At 46.8% G+C, this 13,849-nt stretch carries 8 protein-coding genes; 2 read left to right on the top strand and 6 right to left on the bottom strand.

Annotated elements, in window-relative coordinates; genetic code table 11:
* Window positions 1-6: 6 nt before the first annotated feature.
* Entirely contained in the window at window positions 7-1,152 is a 1,146-nt protein-coding gene (glcE, locus tag C2755_RS08720; protein WP_215320939.1) for a glycolate oxidase subunit GlcE, read from the bottom strand.
* Window positions 1,152-2,642, bottom strand: a complete 1,491-nt coding sequence (locus C2755_RS08715; RefSeq protein ID WP_215322356.1) for an FAD-linked oxidase C-terminal domain-containing protein — start codon at window positions 2,640-2,642, stop codon at window positions 1,152-1,154. Before C2755_RS08715 ends, glcE begins: the two co-directional genes overlap by 1 nt.
* Before the next feature lie 42 nt (window positions 2,643-2,684).
* Here C2755_RS08715 and C2755_RS08710 point away from each other — a divergent pair, with 42 nt between their 5' ends.
* Window positions 2,685-3,254 (top strand): cob(I)yrinic acid a,c-diamide adenosyltransferase, encoded by a 570-nt coding sequence (locus C2755_RS08710; RefSeq protein ID WP_215320937.1) that lies wholly within the window; start codon window positions 2,685-2,687, stop codon window positions 3,252-3,254.
* 42 nt (window positions 3,255-3,296) lie between these two features.
* On the opposite strand, the gene C2755_RS08705 is transcribed toward C2755_RS08710, so the two are convergent.
* From C2755_RS08705 to C2755_RS08690, 4 genes are read right to left on the bottom strand one after another with little or no spacing between them, the layout of a single operon-like run.
* Window positions 3,297-4,421 (bottom strand): 3-deoxy-7-phosphoheptulonate synthase, encoded by a 1,125-nt coding sequence (locus C2755_RS08705; protein ID WP_215320935.1) that lies wholly within the window; start codon window positions 4,419-4,421, stop codon window positions 3,297-3,299.
* Between the two features lie 30 nt (window positions 4,422-4,451).
* Window positions 4,452-5,942, bottom strand: coding sequence for a metalloprotease TldD (gene tldD, locus C2755_RS08700; protein ID WP_251368462.1), 1,491 nt, complete (start codon window positions 5,940-5,942; stop codon window positions 4,452-4,454).
* A gap of 20 nt (window positions 5,943-5,962) precedes the next feature.
* Window positions 5,963-6,796, bottom strand: a complete 834-nt coding sequence (locus tag C2755_RS08695; protein WP_215320933.1) for a carbon-nitrogen hydrolase family protein — start codon at window positions 6,794-6,796, stop codon at window positions 5,963-5,965.
* Between the two features lie 6 nt (window positions 6,797-6,802).
* The gene (locus C2755_RS08690) at window positions 6,803-10,954 is read right to left on the bottom strand and encodes a YhdP family protein (RefSeq protein WP_216863868.1); all 4,152 of its coding nucleotides are present in this window, start codon (window positions 10,952-10,954) and stop codon (window positions 6,803-6,805) included.
* A 77-nt stretch (window positions 10,955-11,031) separates the two neighbouring features.
* Here C2755_RS08690 and glnE point away from each other — a divergent pair, with 77 nt between their 5' ends.
* Window positions 11,032-13,845: a bifunctional [glutamate--ammonia ligase]-adenylyl-L-tyrosine phosphorylase/[glutamate--ammonia-ligase] adenylyltransferase gene (gene glnE / locus C2755_RS08685; RefSeq protein ID WP_215320931.1), complete on the top strand. Its 2,814-nt coding sequence runs from the start codon at window positions 11,032-11,034 to the stop codon at window positions 13,843-13,845.
* Window positions 13,846-13,849: the final 4 nt, after the last annotated feature.

Below are 13,849 nucleotides of genomic sequence, written 5' to 3'. Positions count from 1 at the left end.
AAAGACTTATGGAAGACGTTTAGTGGCGAAAACACCTGCGGGATCAAAAGCTGATCTCAGGCGTTCTTGCACTGCCTCAAGGGCAAAGGAGTGGGCTTGCTCTGATAACAAAGTAAAGCGCTGATTGCTAGGGTCTACATTGGCACCTTGTCTAAAGCGAGTTGCATGTCCGCCATGGGAATTGGCAATGGCCTTGATGGCTTTAAAGGTAGCTTCATCGCCAGGCGCTGTAATCCAACGTTGTTGACCGTGCCACTCCAGAACAATTTCATCTGAGGCGCCAGTGATAGTAAGTGGCCCACAGGCTGCAGGTAGCGCTAAACGATAAAGTGTTTGATCAGCACCTAGATTAGCAAATGCAGAAAGATATTGCTCACGTAAATCATTCCAGAAATGTTCTGCAGTTTCAGGATTAACCTCAGTGGCCATAACCAAAGAGCTCATGAGAGGAATTGCAGCCTTTACAGCCGCTGCCGCACCAGCGAGACGGAAAGTTAGCTCTCCATCACCACCCGTAGTGGAACCAATCCAGCAGCTTGCAGATAAAGGTAGTGGCTGTCCAGCCCATTCATTCAATATTTTGAGCGCTTTCTCTTGGGAGATTTGGCAACGTAAGGTTGCGGTCGCCGCAGGTTTAGGTAAGACCTTGACTGAGGCTTCTAACAAAAGAGCAAGCGTTCCTAAAGAGCCAGGCAGCAAACGAGAGACGTCATATCCCGCTACGTTCTTCATTACCTTCCCGCCAAAGGAAAGATCTTGGCCTTTGCCATCGATAATGCGAGCGCCTAATACAAAGTCACGAAAGTTACCAACGGTAATACGCCCTGGACCAGCAAGCCCAGCAGCAATAGCGCCACCAAAAGTTGCATTCTCACCAAAGTGTGGTGGTTCAAAAGCAAGCACCTGATTCTTTTCTTTGAGAGCTGCTTCAATTTCTTTTAGTGGAGTGCCAGCACAAGCGGTGATGACTAATTCTTCTGGCTGGTACTCCAAAATACCGGAGTAAGTACGTGTATCTAGTTTGGTATAGCTATTCGGATTGCCGTACCAAGATTTGGTGCCACCGCCTTCAAACGAGAGCGGGGTTTTATTTTTAGCTGCATTGAGAATTTGCTCGCGGAATGCATTGATTTGCGGATGGGAGTGGCTCATTAGAAGCGCTCCAATTCTGGGTGAGGCAATTGACCGCCGCTAATGCGCATACGACCATATTCTGCGCAGCGACTTAAAGTTGGGATGGCTTTATCTGGGTTGAGTAATTTTTCTGGATCAAAGGCGCTTTTCACACCCCAGAAAGATTCGCGCTCACCTTCACCAAACTGAACACACATCGAATTAATTTTTTCGATACCAACACCATGCTCACCAGTGATCGTGCCACCGAGTTCTACGCAGGCTTCTAATATTTCAGTGCCGAACTCTTCTGCACGATGCCATTCTTCTTGGTCGGCACCATTAAATAAAATCAGGGGATGCATATTGCCATCACCCGCATGGAAAACGTTTAGGCAGCCAAGACCATACTTTTCTTCCATGCCCTGAATGCGCTTGAGGAGCGTAGCAATATGGCGACGAGGGATAGTACCATCCATGCAATAGTAGTCTGGGGCCAAGCGACCCGCAGCTGGGAAAGCGTTCTTACGACCACTCCAAAACTTCAAGCGTTCACCTTCATCTTTAGAAATCTGTATTCCGCTTGCACCAGCTTCTTCAAGTACTTTGGTCATGCGCTCAATTTCTTCGGCAACTTCTTCTGGAGTGCCATCAGACTCGCAGAGCAAAATAGCTGCAGCGTCTAAGTCATAGCCTGCGTGCACAAATTCTTCTACAGCGCGAGTGGTAGCTTTATCCATCATCTCCAAACCAGCAGGAATAATGCCAGCTGCAATGATGGCAGCAACTGCGTTACCACCTTTTTCAATATCATCAAAACTTGCCATAATCACGCGAGCCAATTTTGGTTTCGCCACTAACTTGACTGTAACTTCAGTAACCACTGCGAGCATGCCTTCGCTACCCATCATGATGGCGAGAAGATCGAGTCCAGGTGCATCTGGTGCTAAGCCGCCAAATTCAATGATCTCACCATTCATGAGTATTCCGCGCACACGCAGAACGTTGTGCAGAGTGAGGCCGTATTTAAGACAGTGCACGCCACCAGAGTTTTCGTTGACGTTGCCGCCAATCGAACAGGCAATCTGAGAGGAGGGGTCCGGAGCGTAATACAAACCGAGGTGGGCAACTGCTTCAGAAATAGCAAGATTGCGAACACCAGGCTGAACGACTGCAGTGCGGGTAAATGGATCGATGCTAATAATTTTCTTGAGCTTGGCTAGGGACAGCACCAATCCCTGAGAAAGAGGCATTGCGCCACCCGAGAGGCCGGTTCCTGATCCGCGAGGCACTACGGGGATTTGCATCGCGTAGCAAATCTTCAGAATTTGGGCAACTTGCTCTTCTGTTTCTGGCAGAGCTACTGCCAAAGGCATCCGACGGTAGGCGGCCAGACCATCACATTCATAGGGAATAGTGTCTTCTGGCTCCCATAGAAGGGCATGTTCCGGCAGGATTGGGCGCAAGGCCGCAACCAATTTGGACTGAAGGGCGCTAATAGCGGCTAATTCGGGGGGTGGGGTCACCATATTCATAAGAATCATTTTAGCCATTTACCTATAATTAAGCTTATGGGAAATCGACTATCAAAAATCGCCACTAGAACCGGTGACGCAGGAATGACGGGCTTGGGTGACGGAAGTCGCGTAGAGAAGGACCACCTACGGGTCTGCGCCATGGGCGATATCGATGAGTTGAACTCTGAAATCGGGGTTTTAATGACCGAGGACATCCCAGCAAGCATTTCTGCTGAATTACAGGAGCTTTTTCTGCAGGTGCAGCATGATTTATTCGATTTAGGGGGTGAACTTTGCATCCCTAATTACAAACTACTCAATCCTGAGCATGTAGTGCAGCTAGATGTTTGGCTCGAAAAATACAACAAACAATTACCCCCTTTGACTGAATTCATTTTGCCGGGTGGTACTCGCGCTGCTGCGCAAGCCCATGTTTGTCGCACTGTATGTCGCAGGGCCGAACGTTCGATTGTTCGCTTGGGTTGGGAAGAGCCTTTATATGACTCCCCTCGTCAATATGTCAACCGCCTATCTGATTTACTCTTTGTGCTTGCGCGTATTTTGAATCGTGCGGCTGGTGGCGCAGATGTATTGTGGAAGCATGAAAAAAAAGAGACTAAATAAATTAGTCTCTTTTATCACCAGCGCTTAAAAAATACTGCAGTATTACTTCTTCTTGCTTCTGCGTTTCTTAACGGCTGTAGCTAGACGCTCTAGTACCTTCACAGAGTCATCCCAGTTGATGCAGGCATCAGTAATACTCTTGCCGTATTCCAATTTACTTGGGTCATCTTTTCCGGGTGTAAATTTCTGGGCGCCATCATTTAAATGACTCTCAACCATCACGCCAAAAATCTGGTGTGAGCCAGACTCAATTTGCTGAGCTACATCGTCGGCAACCACAATCTGACGCTCATGCTTTTTGCTTGAATTGGCATGGGATAAATCAACCATCAAACTGGCTGGAAGCTTGGCCGCTTCAAGCTCAGAGCAGGCTGCTTGCACAAATTGAGCCTCGTAATTTGGCTCTTTGCCGCCACGCAAAATCACATGGCAATCTTTATTGCCTTTAGTTTCCACAACCGATACTTGACCATTTTTATGAACGGATAAGAAATGATGTGGGCGACCTGCTGCTTGAATCGCATCGGTAGCAATTTTGATGTTGCCATCAGTACCGTTCTTAAATCCGATAGGTGCAGACAAGCCAGATGCAAGTTCGCGGTGAACTTGGCTTTCAGTAGTACGCGCACCAATAGCACCCCATGAAATCAGATCCGCAATATATTGCGGAGAAATCACATCCAAGAATTCGCTACCAGCTGGCATGCCAAGGCGATTGATTTCCATCAGTACTTGGCGCGCAAGGCGTAGACCTTCTTCGATGCGATAGCTTTCATCCAGATACGGGTCGTTAATCAAACCCTTCCAGCCAACAGTAGTGCGTGGCTTTTCAAAATATACGCGCATCACAATTTCTAATTCACCAGCAAAACGCTCGCGCTCAACTAAGAGGCGTTGGCAATATTCCAACGCTGCTTTTGGGTCATGAATGGAGCATGGTCCGATGATCACGAGTAAGCGGTCATTCTTGCCATGAATAATGTCGCGGATCTTTTTGCGAGTGTTGCTGATCAACGCTTCAGTAGGCGTTCCAGAAATCGGAAAGAAGCGAATTAAATGCTCTGGCGGAGGCAGAACAGAAATGTTGTCAATGCGTTGATCGTCAGTATCTGAGGTCTTGTCGACAGCAGAGTACCAATTAGCGGGATTCGTATTTTGTTGGCTCATCTGGCTATTTTAAGCCGTAATTAGCCAATATTAGGCAGTCCCACCCACAGTCAGGCTATCAATCCTCAGGGTAGGCTGCCCAACCCCGACTGGAACACTTTGCCCTTCCTTGCCACAAACCCCAACCCCACCGTCTAGTTTTAGGTCATTTCCGATCATAGAAACCTGTTTTAGGGATTCTGGCCCGCTACCAATAATGGTCGCGCCTTTGACGGGATATTGAATTTTGCCGTTCTCAACCCAATAGGCCTCTGAAGCAGAAAATACAAATTTGCCGCTAGTGATGTCAACCTGACCGCCGCCAAAGTTCACTGCGTATAAACCGCGCTTGATGCTGGCGACAATTTCTTGAGGATCATCTTTACCGGCCAACATGTAGGTATTTGTCATGCGCGGCATTGGTAGTGAGGCAAAACTTTCACGCCGACCATTGCCAGTGAGGGGCATATTCATGAGTCGGGCATTCAGGCTATCCTGAATATAGCCCTTCAAAATGCCGTCTTCAATTAAGGTGGTGCATTGAGTGGGAGTTCCTTCGTCATCAATATTTAAAGAGCCTCTACGTCCAGATAAGGTTCCATCATCCACAACGGTGACACCTTTAGCTGCAACGCGCTGTCCAATACGACCAGCAAAAGCAGAGGATCCTTTGCGATTAAAGTCGCCCTCGAGACCATGACCAACTGCCTCATGTAATAGAACGCCTGGCCAGCCCGGCCCCATGACCACTGTCATTGGGCCAGCAGGTGCTGGGCGCGATTCGAGATTTAATAGGGCTCCGTCAACAGCTTCATCAACATAGCGATTAATCAAATCAGTATTGAAGTAGAGGTAGTCATGACGTGCGCCGCCGCCAGAGGAGCCTGATTCACGCCGACCATTCTGTTCTGCAATAACGTGTACCGAAACGCGCACTAACGGGCGTACATCTGCCGCCAACAAGCCATCCGCACGCACAACCAATACAACATCAAACTCCCCGGCCAGACTGGCCATAACCTGGATGATCCGTGGGTCACGTGCTTTAGCGCGACGTTCTATGCTTTCCAGAAGGGCAATTTTTTCTTTGGGCTGAAGAGAATCTAAAGGATTGACATCCGAGTAGAGCTTATTGGATATGGGATTAAAAAGTTTGCTGGCAACCGCCTGCTTACCACCCTCGGGCCCAATCACTCGAGTAGCTTTAGCTGCTTTATTTAAAGCTTCTAAATTAATTTCATCTGAATAAGCGAAAGCTGTCTTATCGCCATAAATAGCGCGCACACCAACGCCTTGATCAATATTAAAGCTGCCGGACTTAACAATGCCTTCTTCAAGACTCCAGCTCTCACTCCGAGTATGTTGGAAGTAGAGATCTGCATCATCAAGGCGATGGGCAAATAGATTGCCAAAGGTACCATGTAAGTCTTGCTCGGATAAGCCGGTTGGTTCGAGCAAAATAGATTTGGCTAACTTGATAAGGTCTGCTTGCTTTTTGGCTTTCGTCCAATTGGCAGGGAATAGTGCTTCTGGTGCATTCATGTGATTCAGCAAATCTTTCTTTAAAGCTTGCGATGCGCAAGTGCGGGTAACTTAGAGCGTACCTCGTTTAATTTATCTTTGCACAAAACCCCAGAAATAAAGCCTTCACCCTCGGGGAGGTTGGCCAAGATGCTGCCCCAAGGATCAATCAACATACTATTGCCCCAAGTACGTCGTTGATTTTGATGAATGCCGCCTTGGGCGGAGGCTAACACGTAACATTGGTTTTCGATAGCGCGAGCGCGTAAGAGAATTTCCCAATGATCCTTGCCAGTTGTATAGGTAAAGGCGGCTGGGATGATATGGCAATCTACCTGTCCAAGGGCGCGATAGAGCTCTGGGAAGCGCAGGTCATAGCAAATACTCAAACCAAAGGTCCAATCATTTCCGCCAATTGAAATTTTTAAGAGGCCCGGCGCATTGCCAGCCTCAATTGTTTCGGATTCTTGATAACGCTCAGTTGCTGTTTGAAAACCAAATAAATGAATTTTGTCGTAACGAGAAATTTGCTCGCCAGCAGGATTAAAAACAAGGCTTGTATTAAGTACTTTATTAGAATCTTTTGCTTCCAGTGGAATAGTACCTGCCACTAGGTAAATATTATTTTGTTGTGCAATATCCGAAAGTTGCTCTTGGATGGGCCCACTACCAATGCTTTCGCGGGCCCGAACTTTATCGGTGTCCTTGAGGCCCATTAAGCAAAAATACTCTGGTAAGACAGCAAGTTGTGCGCCTTCGGCTGCAGCTGCGACGACGAGTCTGCTTGCTGTAGATAAGTTCTCCCGCAAATCAGGTGTGGAGACCATCTGAATGGAGGCAATCTTGAGGTCTGCGCTATTTACTGATGAGTTCATGATGATTTAGTTAGCAATTTTATTGGGGCTACCTAAATTACTCGGAGTGCTTTGTGGCCCAGAGTTACTATTATTCGGCTTGCTTTGCTCTTTCAACAACTCTTTACTGCGAATAGTATCTAAAGTTTTCGAGTCAATTGGCTGACCCTTTTGGTCAAGGGGGATCACTTCTGGATCATCCCAAGAGCCTTGGACCAGATAGTCTGATTGGAGATTACGATTGATTTGACTGGTAATTAAATACTGCCCAACCAATGCGCCCAGACCTACGATAGGATTAATGGCGAAGGCAGCCAATGAGCCGGCTGTTGCATCAATTGTTGGAAATATGGTGACACGTAAATCTTGCGTTTGTTTGGGGATATTGATTTGCCCATTCATGGCAACCCGTGCTTGGTCTAAACCCATTGTGAATTGCTTCGTTTGAGCAACTCCGGAGCTAATATCAAAAGAAGCATCAATGGAATTAAATGGCGTTCCCTTGGTCACAATATTGCCCAAGCTTCCCTGGAGGTCCAGAGTAGCAAATCTAAATAAACTTTGTAGGCTGAGTACGTCAAGCAGCTTGGCGCCGCTGGTATTCACCTCTAACAATCGACCTTTTTCAAGATTCAAGGTTACCTTACCGGCTAGGGTATCGAATTGAGGTACGAAAGGAGTGCCATCCCACTCCACGTTACTGGTCAATTTGCCTTGGCCGCCTTCCACTGATTTTTGGCTGGTCCAATGCCCAATAATTTGACCAGCATCCTTAATGTCTAAATCAACATTCACCGTTGTGTGTTCAGCTTGATTCTGGGTGGCGCCAACCCAGCGCCCAGTTAAAGCAGAGCTGCCTTGGGGATTATTAAATTGGATGGAATCCACATTGAGGACGTTGTTATTTGTCCTGGTTTTAATTTTCATCTGACCAAGCTGAGCCTTACCCCAGCTGAAGTCATCAATAGCTAAATCAATACTAGGAATGGAGTCAGGATTAATCGCAGTTTTGGCAGGAAGATTTTTTGAGGCTGGCTTTTTGACCTCAATTGGAGTGCTGACTTTCTCGGGAAACTTGAGTCGCGCTAAGCGCCCACTAATCAAACCGCTTAGTTGTGACTTATTGGGTTCTGTATATTGCAGTTGACCGGCGATGGAGGGTGAATTAATGCGCATTTGCCAAGCGGCATTTTTATTGCTTGCTGAAAAATTCATATCCTGCCAATTGCGCTCAAACAAAATGACTTTTTTTACTTGGGCAGCAATTTGAATATTGCTTGGATTATTTTCTTCCGCTTTAGAAGAACCTTTCTTCTTTTGGCTTTCTAAAAAATCTTGCCATACATCGAGATTCAGCTCTGAAGTGGCAAGATTAAGCTGAAAGCCTTGGTTCGGGAGTGCTGCGCCAGTGCCGATTCCTACCGCATGACGAAGAGCGTCATCACTGCCAAGCTCACCTTGAATAAAGTAGGTGTCACCAATTTTTCCATCCCATGTAAATCGACTGGATGTGGAGGGTGATTTCGCAAAGGATTTCAGGGTTAATTGGCCTGACATGGGTGTCCCCATCTGCTTTTTCGCGGGGGCTGGTGCTGAACTAGCCCAATCACGCATATCGATCTTGAGATTGGTTTCGCTATTGCCTTTATTGAAATGAATGGCGCCCTCATATCTCGCAACGCCGCTTATTGCTTGCAAAATCGGAAGTACCTGAACCGATGAATCTTTTGCAAAGTAGTTTTTAATAAAGCTAGCGCTAATATCGCCTGAGATGTTGTAGCTCGGGCCCCCTTGATTTGGCGTTTTACTTGAAATCTTAATAGCGCCACCAAGGAAATTAGCGGTGATATCTTCGAATTCAGGATTGATCTCAGTTATACGAATCTTTCCTTTGAGGTTATCCAGAGGCGGCAAGTCGTCCCACTGGACCCTGTTGCCAGGAAAATTGAGTTGAATGTCAGTTTTGGTGTCCCCGTTACCGGATAGGGGAACGCTAAGGGCCAAGCTGAGCTTGGTTGGTCCTGTAACCTTTAGATTGCGCTCAAGTGCAATTTGCTTTTTACCAACAGGTGAGGCAAATAGATATTCGAGTAGTTGTGGGGCATCACCTTCAGCCTCACCATTCACCGTCAGAAGTAATAGCTTTGCGCTCACACTAGGAATTTCTGCGTGAAATTTACTCAGTGCAACTTGTTTGTAGCTTGCTTGATCAATATCTACCGTGAAGTTAGCATTCTGCATATTGATCAAGCCGTTTACCCTATTAAATGGGGGCCAAACACCTTGTGCGATTGATGAGCTTGGCACTGGGCTGAAAGTGGCGCCATTAATCGGTAGCTTGAGTGTGAATTCTCCTGAGCCTACTTTAGGGAAGGGTACTTCATTGGGATCACCTTTGATATGCAAGCTACCATTTTTGATGATGCCTGCGTCAAAGGCTTTGCTTAGATAGGATTTGGCATCGCTACCCATGCCAACAGGCAAATAACGATAGGCGGTTTTGAGATCAGCCTGAGCAAAATTTATGTCCAGGTTCATAAAGTCAGGATTTTTACCTTCACCAATGATGTAATTGAGATTGAGCGTGGTTGAAATCTCAGAATTACTAAGTGCTAACTGCTTTGCATTAATGACCCAATTCCCTTTTTGTTTTGCCCAAGAAATTTGACCATTGGCTTGATCAAGCTTGATTTTTGGATCAACCAATAGATCGTTAACCTCAAGCTCTAGATCGCTTGATTTAATCGAGAGGCTGCCCTTGTTTTGGTCGGCAGAAAGGAAGCCAGACAGTTTGGATACTGAAGGCATCGCTTTATTGATGCCAACAAAGCTGAGGTCGATCAGTTTTCCACTCACAGTAAAGTCTACTTTGTTCGACTTAAACCATCCGCCAGGAATATTGAGGGCAGATAAGGGTGATTTACTTTCAGACCAATTGATATCGAGATCTTGTAACTCACCATCAGCTTGTGAGGCTTTAATCCACTGATGAACTTTTTTAGATAAAGGCAGGTTGAGGGCAAATAAGGCAACATCCTCAACCGAAATCTTTGGCGATGAAAAACCAAATTCTTTAATTTCCCCGTCTCCCGCTGGTGGTCTCCAGCGGAAAGTCATTGGGCTTAAATTCTCGAGGGGGGTAGATGCTGGACTCTCAATATCTCGCCAGGAAAATGTCTTGGTAGTAACGGATATCAAGCCATTATCAGTTTCTTGAACCAGGTTGGTTTCTAGCCTTCCAAGAGCAATGGCATCTTCACCTTTAGATAGTTGAATAGTTAAACGATCGGCGGCAAGATAAATTTCTCCACCATCAGGTTTGCCGTTGTCAATTTTTAATTTTCCATTGGAGTTCACCACTCCCTCAAGCGTATTTAGAGGGAGGGCAAATTCATTTGCTATTTGAGTGAGCTGGAGTTCATTTAAATTCCAAGAGATAGTCCCGATCCAATCGCGCCAATTGCCCGCTTGGCCACCGATATGGTGCACAAGATCAATATCAAGCGAGACTGGTCCTTTGGTCCAGGGGGTAATGACGCTCAGCGAGCCTTGATGGCTACGAATGCCGTTGCTAAGAGAAAGGTTTTGAATATCTATTGAAGTAATGGCTTTCTTTTTGAGTTGATCATCCCAAAATAATTTGACATCGCTGACACGAATCTCATTTTGAGCAAAGAGCCAATTCTCAGCGGAGTAATCATTGGATTTTCCGTCTATGGGGATGCCGGCAACTGTAATGACGCCTTTGCCATTACGTTGCCCATAAATTTCAGCACCCTCGATATTGAGCTCATGAAAGAATGGGGCTAGGTGATAAAAAGTTGCCCAACTGAGTTGCCCATCAATTTTCTGAATGAATAAGAGCGGTTTCGCTTTATCGGGCGCGTTGAAGCGCAAACCTTCAATTTCAAAATTAGGTCTCATGCCCGTCCATGAAACTTGTAGAGAGTCCATAGATACATCTGCACCAATGCGAGCGCTAATGAGCCTCTCAACCGAGGCTTTAGATTTCTCAATTTGCGGCCACAGAACAAACCGCACGCCCACATGCACCAGTACACAAAGAGCTAAAACAACGCCCGTTAAGATGAGGGCACGCTTACGCCAAGCCCCGTTCGAACCTTGAGGACGTTTAGCAAGCACGCTCTTGAGGCGAGGCGGGATGATGTTTTGCAGCATGAGCTCCATTATCCTTCAGCCCCAGCCTGATCGACAAGCTTCTGGCTTGGGCCTTGGGGTCGGATTAAGATGGGGGAATGGATGATTTTTCCCGGCAAATCGATTTTTTAGAGCAACACTCGACTTATGCGCGACGTTGGCTAAGTGCTCACCCTGAATGGCTTGAGTGGCTCCGTATTCAAGGGCAGAAAAAAGTCGATATACAGAGCATCAAGGCCTTGCTAAAAGACTGTGGTGTCGATGAGCGGGCTGATGCGCAAGACGAGGCCCTATGGATGACCAATTTGCGCTTGGCCAGGCAGCGTTTGATGCTCTGGGTTGCATTTCGAGATTTAAATGGCATGGCCGCCTTGCAAGAAGTGACTCAGGCGCTGAGCCATTTTGCTGAATTAGCAGTTTCCGCATCGATTGCCTTTATTAGGGAGGACCTCAAAGCCCGTTTCGGCTTGCCTTGGAGTAATGCAACGCAATCAGAGATGCCGCTCATGGTTGTCGGCATGGGTAAATTGGGCGGCCTTGAACTCAATCTGTCATCAGATATCGATTTGATTTTTCTCTATGAGCATGAGGGTGAAACTACTGGTGGGCCTAAGAATTTATCCAACCAGGAATGGTTCACGAGATTGGGCAAACGCTTAATTAAGCTGCTTGCTGAGCACGACGCCAATGGGTTTGTTTTTAGGGTAGACATGCGTCTTCGTCCCAATGGAGACTCAGGACCTCTGGTGTGTAGTTTGGATATGTTAGAAGAATATCTATTGGTTCAGGGGCGAGAGTGGGAGCGCTACGCCTGGATTAAAGGTAGGTTAATTGCGCCTCTACCAGGAACCCCTGATTTCTCTCGCTGCCAAAGAGAGCTTGACCAGCTGATTCGGCCCTTTGTATATCGTCGACATTTGGATTACGGTGTGATTGCCTCCATTCGGGATTTGCATGCACAAATTCAGGCAGAAGCAGAAAAGCGCTCTTCGGGTCATCAAGGGCGTTCACGCGATATTAAGTTGGGGCGCGGCGGTATTCGAGAGATTGAGTTTTTAGCGCAAATGTTTCAACTCATGCGGGGCGGTACAGATCCTCGCTTTAGACTCCGCCCAAGCTTGGAGGCCTTAGATCTCATTAAACAATGCGGCATCCTCCCCGCCGATGAGGTAGATGCGTTACAGGCGGCCTATGTTTTCTTGAGACGCTTGGAGCATCGTATTCAGGTATGGGATGACCAGCAAACCCACTATCTGCCTGATGATGCTGAAGTACGGTCACGTTTGGCGATTTCAATGCAAGGTCAAGAAGCAGAAGTAAGCGCTTTTATGGCTGAACTGGAGCGGCATCAAAATAAGGTTGCCCAGCTTTTTGAAAAAGCATTTTTACTGGATGATGGCTCGCGTCTTGAGATTGCGCCCTTAGCCCAGGACTGGGCGCCTGACCCAATATTTTTCCCTGATTCCTATATTCGTTGGCAGTCGTGGATTGATAGCCCAAAACAAAAATTATTACCGAAAAAAAGTCGTTTAATTTTCGATAACTTGATGTGCAAGGCGGCCGAGAGTTTGCAGATTGAAGCTGCCACCTCGGCACATGCCGACCAAACACTGTTGCGTTTGTTCGATTTGCTTGAGGCAATTGCAAGGCGTAGTGCCTATCTTTCTATTTTGGCTGAGTATCCTAGGGCATTATCTAATGTGCTTGACTTGCTCAAGGCGTCGCAATGGGGTGCGCAATATCTAACGCGTCACCCACATTTGCTGGATCACTTATTGAACTCACAAACCGAGAGGGCTTTAATCGAGGATCCAGAAAGATATTGGAGCGAGGTGCGAGCCAATCTCAATATGCGGCTCGATGATGTTATGGTCGATGGTGATGGCTCTGAGCAGGCGATGGATATCCTGCGAGTCACCCATCACAACGAAACCTTCATCACGCTATTGACTGATCTAGGTATTGGCGTGCAACAAGCGCTGCCGGTGGAGCGGGTTAGTGACCACCTATCTGCTTTAGCGGATTTAATTTTGCAGACGACATTTGAGCGGGTTTGGCCTAGTGTGGCTCAAAAGTTTGATTTACCTCTTGAGGCTAGCCCTCCATTTGCAATTATTTCTTATGGCAAATTGGGTGGCAAAGAATTAGGCTATGCCTCTGATTTAGACATTATTTTTTTGTATCAAGCTGAAGACTCAGACTATGCGGCTCAAGAAATTTATGCCTTGCTAGCAAAGCGCATGATTAATTGGTTAACTGCATTTACTTCTACTGGTAGCTTATTTGAAATCGATACGCGTCTTCGTCCTAATGGCTCTGCTGGATTCTTAGTAACGAACGTGGATGCCTTTAAAAAATACCAACTTCGAGAAGGTGATAATGCGGCTTGGGTGTGGGAGCATCAGGCCCTTACGCGAGCTCGTTGTTCGGCTGGTAATCCGGGCGTGGGCAAATTTTTTGACTCAGTTCGTTCCGAGGTGTTAAGTCAGAAACGAAATATTGAGCAGCTCAGGACAGAAATTTTAGAAATGCGCCGCAAGGTTCACGCAGGTCATCCCAATACCAAGGCCGATTTTGACTTAAAGCATGATTCTGGCGGTATGGTGGATATTGAATTTATTGTGCAGTTCTTGGTCTTGGCTTATGCCCATCAGCATGCTCAACTCATTGGTAATCTAGGTAACATTGCTTTGTTGCGCATTGTTGGTGATGTGGGCTTAATTACCCAAGAGGCTGCACTCACTGTGGGCGATGCGTATCGATTGTTGCGAGCCCGTCAACATCGCTTGCGTTTGGATGGTGTTGAGAAAATCCGCATTAATTTAGAAAATGAGCTTGAGCTCATTGCGGCAAGAGATGCAGTTCAAGCACTTTGGCTGGAGATATTCAAAGCACCTTCAAGTATTGGCTAGAGGC

It is taken from the genome of Polynucleobacter sp. MWH-S4W17 (assembly GCF_018687535.1).
Taxonomy (GTDB): Bacteria; Pseudomonadota; Gammaproteobacteria; order Burkholderiales; family Burkholderiaceae; genus Polynucleobacter.
The sequence above is the reverse complement of the archived record's forward strand: the minus strand, read 5'-3'. Positions and strand labels throughout refer to the sequence as shown.

Bases quoted from the DNA above. Each gene is read 5' to 3' on its own strand.
- glcE (WP_215320939.1), bottom strand. From the start codon at position 1,152: ATGAGCCACTCCCATCCGCAAATCAATGCATTCCGCGAGCAAATTCTC.
- C2755_RS08715 (WP_215322356.1), bottom strand. From the start codon at position 2,642: ATGGTGACCCCACCCCCCGAATTAGCCGCTATTAGCGCCCTTCAGTCC.
- C2755_RS08710 (WP_215320937.1), top strand. From the start codon at position 2,685: ATGGGAAATCGACTATCAAAAATCGCCACTAGAACCGGTGACGCAGGA.
- C2755_RS08705 (WP_215320935.1), bottom strand. From the start codon at position 4,421: ATGAGCCAACAAAATACGAATCCCGCTAATTGGTACTCTGCTGTCGAC.
- tldD (WP_251368462.1), bottom strand. From the start codon at position 5,942: ATGAATGCACCAGAAGCACTATTCCCTGCCAATTGGACGAAAGCCAAA.
- C2755_RS08695 (WP_215320933.1), bottom strand. From the start codon at position 6,796: ATGAACTCATCAGTAAATAGCGCAGACCTCAAGATTGCCTCCATTCAG.
- C2755_RS08690 (WP_216863868.1), bottom strand. From the start codon at position 10,954: ATGCTGCAAAACATCATCCCGCCTCGCCTCAAGAGCGTGCTTGCTAAA.
- glnE (WP_215320931.1), top strand. From the start codon at position 11,032: ATGGATGATTTTTCCCGGCAAATCGATTTTTTAGAGCAACACTCGACT.